Source organism: Bacteroides timonensis, assembly GCF_000513195.1.
In the GTDB taxonomy this organism is placed as follows: domain Bacteria; phylum Bacteroidota; class Bacteroidia; order Bacteroidales; family Bacteroidaceae; genus Bacteroides; species Bacteroides timonensis.
In genome coordinates this window covers 38169-49705 of record NZ_CBVI010000024.1, presented here as the reverse complement: position 1 = coordinate 49705, position 11537 = coordinate 38169, and the positions used below count along the sequence as shown (strand labels likewise).

Sequence of the window (11537 nt, the reverse complement as noted above, 5' to 3'; positions counted from 1 at the left end):
TAAATTCCTGTTGACGATGCTTGCGGTTCGTCCCCAAGTCCGAGGTAAAACGGCTTCGTGAGACGACGAAATCCGCCTTGTAAGATGAGCGCTAACAAAAATATCAGAGAATCGTCTGTTTTATCTTTATATTTTATACTTTTGTACGCCGATGGCACAAATAAAATATAAATCAATCTATATATTATGGAAATACCTCCGTATGAAGAATCAAAAGATGTGATACAACGCAAACTCGATCAGACAACTATGATTTTGCAGAATATCAATGCTTATTTTTTACTGATTGATAAAGATTTTATAGTCTGCGATACCAATTACTATTCCTTGAATAAGCTTCCTGCTCCTGAGGTTGGTATGACACAAAAGGTCGGTGACCTGTTGCATTGCCGGAATGCTGCCGAAGCCGGCGAATGTGGTATGCATCAGCAGTGTAAACTTTGTGGTATCCGCGCGGCTATTGGAAGAGCTTTTCATAAGAAAGAGAGTTTCCAAAAAGTAAATGCTTCTATGAATCTTCTGAATGACAAAGAAGACAAAGTGATTCCTTGTGATGTTTCAGTATCGGGTGCTTATGTTGTTATTGACGGGGAAGATCATATGGTATTGACGGTTTATGATGTGACGGAACTACAGAATGTTCAAAGGTTGCTGAATATTGAGAGAAAGAATTCGATATCTGCAGAGAGATTGAAATCCACTTTTATTGCGAATATAAGTCATGAAGTCCGTACACCACTGAATGCGATTGTTGGTTTTTCGGGATTGATAGCTACTGCTTCTGATGAAGAGGAAAAGAAAATGTATATGGATATTATTTCAGAGAACAATGAACGTTTGTTACGTTTGATAAATGATATCTTTGATCTTTCGCAGATAGAAGCCGGAACTCTGAATTTTGAGTATTCTGAGTTTGATGCCAATGACTTGTTAAGAGAACTGGAAGGTATGTTTAAGGTGAAACTATTCAATAATCCTTCAGTTGATTTGATTTGTGAAGACTCTGTGCAACCTATTATCATGTATTCTGAACGCCAACGCATCATTCAGGTGATGGCAAACCTGATTCATAATGCGATCAAGTTTACCAAATCAGGTGAGATACGCTTTAGTTGCCGTATGGAGGGAACGGATGAGGTTCATTTTTATGTGTCTGATACCGGAATTGGGATACCGAAAGAAGAACAGCAAGAGATATTTTCCAGTTTTAAAAAGTTGGATCGGGAAGTACCGGGAACAGGTCTGGGGTTGACACTTTCACAAACTATTATTCAAAATTTGGGAGGTAGGGCAGGTTTGGAATCTGAGGTCAATAAAGGTTCTACATTTTGGTTTGTAGTACCCTTGATTATGAATCGGGAATATAATTAAATGAGAGAAAATAATATAAAAACGAATCCTGTTAGAAGCTTTCTTATGCTGAAACAGGATTCGTTTTTTATTTCTTATTTTCCGGATACGATCATGAATGATGATTTGCTATTTACTGCACAATTTATCTTTTGGTGAATTGCACCGTCATTTGTTCGCCATCGTAAATCTCACGAAAGCCGATTTGTTGTTCTGCCAGATATTCTTTTAAATCATTGAAGGCAGCAGTATCATTCATGATAATTTCCAGTTTCTCACCCAGTGTAGCTTCGCACATGGCTTTGACGGCCGGGATGAGAGGACTGTAAAGTTTTTGACCGCACGTGTCGATTGTTTTCATTTTATTATTCCTCTTCTATGGGTTCCTGCTTTGAAAACCATTCCAGATAGAGCTTAATCAGTTGCTGTAATCCGAAGGCCTTCATGTTGTTATGGTATATCACGTCGATGCAGAGGTCGAGCAAGTCTTTGCTGTCTTCTTCCTGTGATGCGATGAGGGAGCGGATATTCAGTCGCAGTTTTTCCAAAACAGATTCGTCTACAATACCATTACTGTCAATAAGATGACGGAAAAGTCCATATTTCTCAATGGTTGCCAGGTTCTCTTCGGATATTTCTAGGCTGCGGGTACCGCTGGGGTTTGCTTGTATAGTATACATAGTGTTTTATATTTTTAAAGGTTTATACTCTGAGAGCAAAGATAAGCGTTATTTTTAATTAGACGTATTGTTTTCTACTTTTTTGCTTGAAAGAATTGCAGGATAGAAGCCATGACAGCGTTGCGATCCGTTTCCTGTTCAATACTCTCTAATGGGAACCCCATAACGAAGGTACGGTAGTTGCCCTGATAGGCAATGGCGGCACTTTGATTTCCGGAAGTATAGGTGAGTACCGGGAAAGCGGTACCTATCGGTAGAATACATTCGGGAGCAGTTACGGGATAAGCGTACTCATTGGGTAGGCGGGGGATACTGAATGTACGTCCCAGACCATTAATATTTCCTGAGCGATTATCGGTGATGGATTGTCCGTAGGCATATTTCAGAATGTTTTGTGTGAAATCCCGGTCTCCCTGCGAACCGTTCATATCGCTGCCAAGATAGGAACCGCTCACAAGCAGATTTCCACCGGATTGGCAATAAGCGGTCAGTGCTCGCTGCATGGCAGAGGAAAAGGTTTTGTAATATGCATTGCTTGCCGGATTGCTTTGGCGGTCTTCTTTTTCCAGTCCGAGGATATAGTCTACGATATCGTAAGCTTCCAATGGAATACGTCCGCTTTCTACGGCTTCATCACTGCATGATACAAAACTATAATCTCCGGATGCCTGTATCGCCTTTCCGTGCATGAACGGATAATCGAAGCTATTCCCGGCAATTCGCATTCCTTCCCATTCGCTACCACTGCGTCCCAGTTCCTTTCCGGTCTGTTTACGGGAGAATTCTGTTTGAGCACCACAAAGTGAGATGTCATATAAGTAAGGTACACCCGGATCTTTACTTAAATCGAATCCGGCTTCAGTGGGGGTATCAATGGCGGCTGGCCCACTGAGGCGATCGAATCCATTGACAATTAACACACGTCCTTTTTCTTTCTTTGCTTTATAAGCTGCAAGAATTTCGGAGGGGAAACTTTCTCCACCCCGGTTGGCCGCGGTTACTTTAAAGGAATAGACAATACCGGGTTCTATCTTTACGGTATAAGAGGGACTATTGACACGTACGCCATTGTCAAAGCCTCCACGGCCGATGCGGGTATATACGATGTATTCGCGCGGTTTGGCAGTTGGTTCCAACGGATCTTCTTCACCATTCCAGGAAAGTTCCAGTGTGTTCTTTTTGTTGCCGAAGCGAATTGCGAAGTTACTTATAGGAAGAGGTTGTACCACATAATCCTTGCCATGCTGGCCGCAAAGGTATTGCAGAATGGCTTTATAAATAGAGCGTCCTACGGTGAATTTAAAGTTGGGATCATGTCCGAGGCGCATATCGGCAAAGTTCTGGTGCGAAAGTAATTCGACAATAGTGGAAGGAACGGCGGGCAGTCGCGTTTCACTGTAATTACGGTTCCACATGCTGCGGCGAGTCCAGTCCGTAGCATAACTGGAACGGATATCCCGCTGGAGTTGGGTAAGCAGAATGTCGGAAAGGTCTCGGGAGGCATAGCGGTCTGTTCCGGCTCCGAGTACTCCGTTATTGAAATCGGTGGTATATATGCCGAGCGTACCTATGATTTTATCTTCTTTGCTGGCACCCGCATCGCTGTGCAATGCCATTGAGAGTTCAAAAGGTACTCCTAAACCTTTGTCTTTGGGATTGAATATCGAGCCGCCGGACAGATAGTTAATCATTCTGGAACGTACATTAATGTCATCAGACATGTCATCTTTACCTTCACGCCCGCCATAAACCGAATAAGGCATACCGGCCCATTGGGCGGAATAACGGGCACCTTCCAGATAACGAGGCATTCCACTGGTTTCTCCACCGCGTTCTATATTGCCCATTCCACCACCAAAGCGTACGGCATCAGCGCAGACTACACCTTTCTGTTTGCTTTCATTGCTAAGTACCACCATGCCATAATCGTTCTTTCCCTTATCAAAAGAAAAAGTACCGAGATACACCCATGTACCACCACCTATCTGCTGATTTACTTTGAACTCAGTGGTTCCTCCATTATGGAAAACAATATATTTGGCATCACTTACGCTATTAGGCAAAGTTTGATAAGAGACGTATACAGCATACTCTCCTGTTTCCGGAATATCGGGTATCCACTCGGCAAAGGCTTTGTCTTTTTTCTTTTCTGTAGGGGCAAAACGTGCGGTACCACTGACGAAGGGGTTCTCTCCGTCCCGATAAACCTGTTTGCGCCAGGCAAAACCGGGGAGTCCTGTTTGCTCCCATTTGGCTTTACGACTTTTCACATCCAGGTATAGGGAATTCTGCGTTCCGTCATTATCGACAATGACTTCCTGCTTTTGTGTATCCCGCTCGCGGGGGGTAAATACGTTGGCACCGGCATTCTCCAGCATTGGGATAACATAAGGCAGGATAAAGGATTGTGTAAACTGGTCTTCTGTGGTGCAGAACAATCGGGGGCGTTGCCAACCCCATTCGCCTGTTTTGTTGATGAAATACTTCCCGTGGCTTTGCCATAAAGCTATATGCTTACCTTCCAATCCCCGGCTGACGTTGTAAGGATGGGAAAGTCGTGTCACCCAAGGTTCACCTTTGTATTCCAGTCCGTTGTACAGGCGAGACTTATCTTTCTTTCCTTTCCGATATAAGTTTGGAATGAGGTTTTCGATAGTTTGTCCGCTTGTTACTACCGTCAGATCGTAGTAGTTCACAGGACCCGGTAATATTTGTTTCAGATGTCGATAAATGGCATCCACTGTTTCCGGCCGAAAAGGCTGATAGGAAAACTTTTCATCGGCATAGATGAACAGCTTTTTCTTTTGGTGATTGATGCGGAAACTATCCAGTTTGCAAGTTCCTATATTTACGGTTGTGGTAGTATATTCCCGGAAGAAAGATTGAAGACGATCTTGCACGTTCGCCTCGATATCTTGTGCAAAGAGTGAGCTTCCATATAGAATTATGGTAAGTAATAAAACAATTCTTTTCATACGTAATACGGTTTAGTTCTGCCATCTGGGAACAACAAAAGATATTTTGTGCTCCAGAGGCGGACAAAATTACGTATTTTATTGGTTGGGAGATATACATTTCATTTATTTTATATATTTGAATCATTTCCCCCGTCTTGTTCTTTTATTATATCTTTGCATGCCAATGCAGCTATTGAATATAAACTGCCAAAGATTATGATACGTTTATTGTTGATAAAACGTTACAAAAAGGCGATATTCCGCTTGCCTTGAAACCTTCCCAAAACCTGTGTTAGGGAAAGTCGTTACCTTTGCCACCCTCAGTCGTTACCTTTGGATACCTTACTCGTTACCTTTCCTACCCCAAAGTCGTTACCTTTTCTTATCCCCTTTCAGAAGGTGCTGTAGGGGCGATTGAGGCTTTGATATTCTGGCTCTGGGTAAAGATGGGGTGGAGGTAGAAAAATGCAACATTTGATAGAATAGTTGTCCTAAGGCTGATAATTGAGGATTTTTAATTATCTTTGCAATGTAAAATTTAATACCTATGTCAGTACAAAGTGAGGCTGCACTTGAAAGTGGGCTGATTGCAACGCTACGTTCAATGAACTATGAATATGTTCATATAGACGAAGAAACTAACATGAAAGCTAATTTCAAGAAACAGCTTGAAATACACAATAAGAAGCAATTGGCTGAATTCGGACGTACTGGATTTACTGATGCTGAGTTCGAGAAAATATTGATTCATCTCGAAGGGGGAACTCGCTTTGAAAAAGCAAAGAAACTCCGCGATCTTTATCCGCTCGACACGGAAGATGGTAAACGAGTATGGGTGGAATTCCTGAATCGTACTCATTGGTGCCAGAATGAATTTCAAGTAAGTAATCAGATAACGATTGAAGGACGTAAAAAATGTCGCTATGACGTTACTATCCTTATCAATGGTTTGCCTTTAGTTCAGATAGAGCTGAAAAGAAGAGGCGTTGAATTAAAGCAGGCATATAATCAGATACAACGATACTATAAGACATCATTTCATGGCTTGTTCGACTATATCCAGTTATTCGTTATTTCAAACGGTGTGAATACACGCTATTTTGCTAACAATCCAAATAGCGGATATAAGTTTACTTTCAATTGGACTGATGCAGCTAATACTCCATTCAACGAATTGGATAAGTTTGCAACATTCTTCTTTGATAAGTGTACTCTCGGCAAACTGATAAGCAAATATATTGTTTTGCATGAAGGAGATAAATGTCTCATGGTGCTTCGTCCTTACCAATATTATGCGGTTGAGAAGATTCTTGATAAAGTTGAGAACTCCAATGATAACGGCTATATATGGCATACGACAGGTGCTGGCAAGACTTTAACTTCATTCAAAGCTGCCCAATTGGTATCAGAGTTGCCAGATGTAGATAAGGTAATGTTTGTTGTAGACCGCCATGACCTTGACACTCAGACCCAATCAGAGTATGAAGCATTTGAACCAGGCGCAGTTGATGGTACTGATGACACAAGTGAACTTGTAAAAAGACTATCAGGTACATCAAAGATTATTATCACTACAATACAAAAGCTCAATACAGCTGTAACAAAAACATGGTATAGTAATAAGATTGACGCTATTCGCAACTCTCGTATTGTTATGATATTCGATGAATGCCACAGAAGTCATTTTGGTGATAGTCATAAGAATATAGAGAAATTCTTCCATAACACACAAATGTTTGGATTCACTGGAACTCCAATATTTGTAGAGAATGCTGTAGATAATCATACTACCAAAGAAATATTTGGAAACTGTCTGCATCAGTATCTAATCAAAGATGCCATTGCTGACGAAAACGTGCTTGGCTTCCTTGTAGAATATTATAAAGGTAACGAAGAGGTAAATAAAGGGAATGAAGACAGAATGCATGAAATTGCCAAATTCATTCTCAATAATTTCAATAAGTCCACTTTTGATGGTGAATTTGATGCACTCTTTGCTGTTCAGTCAGTACCAATGCTTATACGCTACTATAAGATATTCAAGGAATTGAAACCTGATATTCGTATTGGCGCTGTGTTCACTTATGCAGCAAATACAAGTCAGGATGACGAACTCACAGGAATGAATAATGGCTTCGTTAGTGATAGCGTGGGCGAAGCTGATGACTTGCAAGAAATCATGGATGACTATAATTATATGTATGGTACATCATTCAGCCAAGAAAACTTCCGTGCATATTACGATGACATCAATCTTCGTATGAAGAAGAAACGTTCCGACATGAAGTCTCTTGATTTATGTCTTGTAGTTGGTATGTTCCTAACAGGATTTGATTCAAAGAAACTGAATACACTTTATGTTGATAAAAACATGGAGTATCATGCGCTTCTTCAGGCATTCAGTCGTACCAATCGTGTACTTAATGAGAAGAAACGTTTTGGTAAGATCGTATGCTTCCGTGATCTTAAGAATAATGTTGATGCTTCAATAAAGCTGTTTAGCAACAGTAATAATACAGAGGATATCGTTCGCCCTTCATTTGAAGAGGTAAAGAACGAGTATGTAGAATTGACTACAAACTTCACGGATAAATATCCAAATCCAAGCAGTATAGATGCTCTTCAAAGTGAAAATGACAAAAAAGATTTCATCCTTGCATTTCGAGATATAATTAAGAAACATGCAGAGATACAAATCTATGAAGACTATAACGAAGATGCTGCAGACTTAGGTCTTACAGAGCAACAATTTATGGACTTCAGAAGCAAGTATCTTGATATCTATGAGGGATTTACGTCTGACGCCCCTAAACCACCGACAGATAATCCTGATTCTCCTAATGATGATACAGAAGACCTGTCTCTGAAAGATATTGACTTTTGTTTGGAATTGCTGCATAGCGATATTGTGAACGTAGCATATATCCTGGAACTCATTGCAGATTTGAATCCTTATAGCGAGGATTATGAAGCTAAACGTGGGGAAATCATTGACACGATGATAAAGGATGCAGAGTTGCGTGGTAAAGCCAAGTTAATTGACGGATTCATTAAGAAAAATGTAGATGACGATAGAGACAACTTTATGAATAATAAACAAAAGGCTGATGGTACAACAGACTTAGAAGAGCGATTGAACAACTACATTACAGAAGAACGTAGCAAGGCTATTACTTGTGTAGCTACGGAAGAAGATTTGAATGTAGATATACTTAATCATTATCTTTCCGAATACGATTATCTTCAAAAGGAGCAGCCTGAAATTATTCAAGAAGCGTTGAAAGAAAAGCATTTGGGATTGAGTAAACGTCGCAAGACAATGGAACGTATTCTTGGTAAGTTACGCTCTATTATTAAAACATTTAGTTGGGATTAATATGATAAAGATAATAGAAGCATTATTTCTTACAGAAAAAGGTTGCTGTATTAAAAATCGGACAGATAACCCAATTCATATTAAACAAGGTGATATTGACGGAGCTTGTTCCGTTTATTCATTGATGATGTATCTAATGATTCTGAAAGTCATTAAAAGGAATCAGTTAGATGACTTGTATGACACTCTAAAAAAGACACCGGAAGTTGAAAATCTTTTTTGTAATTTCTTTGATAAATATGGCTTGGTTAGAAATGGCTTCTATTTTAGTCAATTAGAAAAGATGCTAAACCGCAAGACAATAGAATCTATATCAGCGGAAAGTTTTGATGACGAAAGTAAGGAATATCTGAAAGATGGATTTATTGAGCAAATTCAAAACACAATAGATTTAGATTCTCCCATAATGCTTGGTATAGATTATAAGGGAGGAGGTGCTCATGCAGTTTTAGCTATTGGATATGAGAAGAATGAAGACGGAATATTTAATATATTCTGTCTTGACCCTGGTTACGATTGTAATCCTACATCATATTGGAATATGGTTATAGCACTTAATTCTTTTCGAGGTGTATATAAGCATCAGTGCTTAACATCAAATCCATACAATTGTCCAGCTATAAAAATAACAGAAACATTATTGATAACAAGAAAATAATACAATGAGCGAAGAATTACAACAGAAACTCCGTACCCAATTGTGGGCGGTAGCAAATAACTTGCGTGGAAATATGTCAGCTAGTGACTTTATGTATTTCACGCTTGGCTTTATTTTCTACAAATATCTATCAGAAAAAATCGAAACGTTTGCTGATAAGGCATTAGAGGATGACGAAATAACATTTAAACAATTATGGCAACATACAGATAGCGATTCTATTGAATTACAAGAAGATGTGAAGAAAGAATGTTTGGAAAATATCGGTTATTTCGTAGAACCAAACTATCTGTTTTCTTCAATTATTGAAGGAATAAACCGAAAAGAGAATATTCTTCCTAATCTTGAACGCTCATTGAAACGTATCGAGGATAGTACACTTGGTCATGAAAGTGAAGAAGACTTTGGTGGTCTGTTCTCTGATATTGACTTAGCTTCTCCTAAACTAGGAAAGAGTTCTGATGATAAGAATCAATTGATTAGCAATGTTCTTATTGCGCTTAATGAAATAGAGTTTAGTGCAGATGCAGCCACACAGATTGATGTGCTTGGTGATGCCTATGAATACATGATAGGTCAATTTGCAGCTGGTGCCGGCAAAAAGGCTGGCGAGTTCTACACTCCACAGGAAGTTAGTCAGATATTGGCTGAAATTGTTACTACAGGACAAGACCGTTTGCGTAATGTCTATGACCCTACTTGCGGAAGTGGCTCTTTGCTAATTCGTGCGGCTCATACTGGTAATGCAGCAGAAATCTATGGTCAAGAGAAGAATCCTACAACTTACAACTTGGCTCGCATGAATATGTTACTTCATGGCATCAAGTTTAGCAATTTCAAGATTGAAAATGGTGACACTCTTGAAGCTGACGCCTTTGGTGAAACTCAATTCGATGCAGTTGTAGCAAATCCTCCTTTTTCAGCGGAATGGAGTGCATCCGAGGAAAAATTCAATAATGACGATCGCTTCAGCAAAGCAGGTCGCCTCGCACCTAAAAAAACTGCCGATTACGCTTTCATACTTCACATGGTATATCACTTGACTGATGGTGGTACAATGGCTTGTGTTGCACCTCATGGTGTTCTGTTCCGTGGAAATGCAGAAGGAGTTATCCGTCGTTTCCTTATTGAAAAGAAAAATTATATTGACGCCATTATTGGTCTGCCTGCCAACATATTCTATGGAACAAGTATTCCTACATGTATTCTTGTAATGAAGAAATGCCGTAAGGAAGACGATAATATCCTGTTTATTGATGCAAGCAAAGAGTTTGAAAAAGTCAAGACACAAAACAAACTCCGTCCGGAGCACATTCGGAAAATTATAGATACCTATCGTAATCGTACAGAGATAGAGAAATATAGCCATCTAGCCACTATGCAAGAAATAGCAGACAATGACTATAATCTTAATATACCTCGCTATGTTGATACCTTTGAAGAAGAAGAACCTATAGACATTAAAGCTGTAATGGCTGAAATAAAAGATCTTGAAGCCAAACGCGCAGAGCTTGATGTTGAGATTGAAGGTTACTTGAAAGAATTGGGATTGGTAGATTAATTTAAATAGACATGGACGAAAGCATGAATCATACAAATGGCTTGCAACCGGTCACAAATTGTGACCGGTTAAGCAATGTCACCCAAATAGAAGGACGTATTCTATCAATTAGAAACATTCAAGTTATGATTGATAGAGACTTAGCAGAGCTTTATGGCGTAGATACTAAGGTTCTTAATCAAGCGGTTAAACGTAATATCGAGCGATTCCCTGAACGTTTCAGATTCCAGTTATCCCAAGACGAGACAAAGGAACTGGTCGCAAATTGTGACCGATTCGAGAGCTTGAAGCATTCTTCGGTATGTCCTTATGTCTTTACTGAGCAAGGAGTAGCGATGTTATCTTCGGTACTTCGTAGCGAAACAGCCGTATCTGTAAGTATTCAGATTATGGATGCTTTTGTTGCAATGCGTCGTTTCCTTGTGAACAATGCCCAAGTATTCCAACGACTTGAAATGATAGAGTATCACCAACTGGAGATGCAACAGCATCAACAGGAAGCAGACAAGCGCATAGACGAGATATTCCAGAAATTCGAGGAGAAAGAAACTACAAGCCAAGGTATATTCTTTGATGGTCAAGTATTTGATGCGTATATGTTTGTATCTGATTTAATTAAGAAAGCTAAGACTTCCATTGTTCTCATAGACAACTATGTGGACGAAACAGTGTTGACCATGCTTGATAAAAGGGATAATGGTATTGTTGCAACAATCTACACACAACAAATCAGCCCTCAACTGCAACTGGATATAAACCGCCACAATGCTCAATATCCGCCTATCACCGCAAATGTCTTTCGTCAAGCCCACGACCGTTTCCTGATTATAGATGATGAAGTCTATCATATCGGTGCATCCATCAAGGATTTAGGCAAGGAATGGTTTGGCTTTACGTTGATGAAAGATATTACAGCCAACGAAATTATTAATCGTATAAATGGAAGGCACTAATT

General features: G+C 39.7%; 8 protein-coding genes. 5 read left to right on the top strand and 3 right to left on the bottom strand.

The features are described 5' to 3' along the window. The first annotated feature begins 186 nt into the window (after positions 1–186). Complete coding sequence (locus tag BN161_RS07045) at positions 187–1371, top strand: sensor histidine kinase (RefSeq protein WP_044264288.1); 1185 nt, start codon at positions 187–189, stop codon at positions 1369–1371. Positions 1372–1495: 124 nt separating this feature from the next. On the opposite strand, the gene BN161_RS07040 is transcribed toward BN161_RS07045, so the two are convergent. From BN161_RS07040 to BN161_RS07030, 3 genes are all read right to left on the bottom strand, one after another. Beyond that, a complete protein-coding gene (locus tag BN161_RS07040; protein ID WP_007214456.1) occupies positions 1496–1711 on the bottom strand; it encodes a sulfurtransferase TusA family protein in 216 nt (71 codons plus the stop codon). Between the two features lie 4 nt (positions 1712–1715). Then, complete coding sequence (locus tag BN161_RS07035; protein ID WP_007214455.1) at positions 1716–2030, bottom strand: hypothetical protein; 315 nt, start codon at positions 2028–2030, stop codon at positions 1716–1718. A gap of 74 nt (positions 2031–2104) precedes the next feature. Next, positions 2105–5005: a golvesin C-terminal-like domain-containing protein gene (locus BN161_RS07030; RefSeq protein WP_044264285.1), complete on the bottom strand. Its 2901-nt coding sequence runs from the start codon at positions 5003–5005 to the stop codon at positions 2105–2107. Between the two features lie 529 nt (positions 5006–5534). On the opposite strand from BN161_RS07030, the gene BN161_RS07025 reads away from it, so the two are divergent. From BN161_RS07025 to BN161_RS07010, 4 genes are read left to right on the top strand one after another with little or no spacing between them, the layout of a single operon-like run. Then, positions 5535–8363, top strand: coding sequence for a type I restriction endonuclease subunit R (locus tag BN161_RS07025; protein ID WP_044264283.1), 2829 nt, complete (start codon positions 5535–5537; stop codon positions 8361–8363). Between the two features lies 1 nt (position 8364). Continuing rightward, positions 8365–9021 (top strand): cysteine peptidase family C39 domain-containing protein, encoded by a 657-nt coding sequence (locus tag BN161_RS07020; RefSeq protein WP_044264280.1) that lies wholly within the window; start codon positions 8365–8367, stop codon positions 9019–9021. A gap of 4 nt (positions 9022–9025) precedes the next feature. Continuing rightward, positions 9026–10582 carry a type I restriction-modification system subunit M gene (locus tag BN161_RS07015; protein ID WP_044264276.1) on the top strand — a complete coding sequence of 519 codons (1557 nt, stop codon included), beginning with the start codon at positions 9026–9028 and terminating at the stop codon, positions 10580–10582. A gap of 11 nt (positions 10583–10593) precedes the next feature. Beyond that, positions 10594–11535 carry an ORF6N domain-containing protein gene (locus BN161_RS07010; RefSeq protein WP_044264275.1) on the top strand — a complete coding sequence of 314 codons (942 nt, stop codon included), beginning with the start codon at positions 10594–10596 and terminating at the stop codon, positions 11533–11535. Positions 11536–11537: the final 2 nt, after the last annotated feature.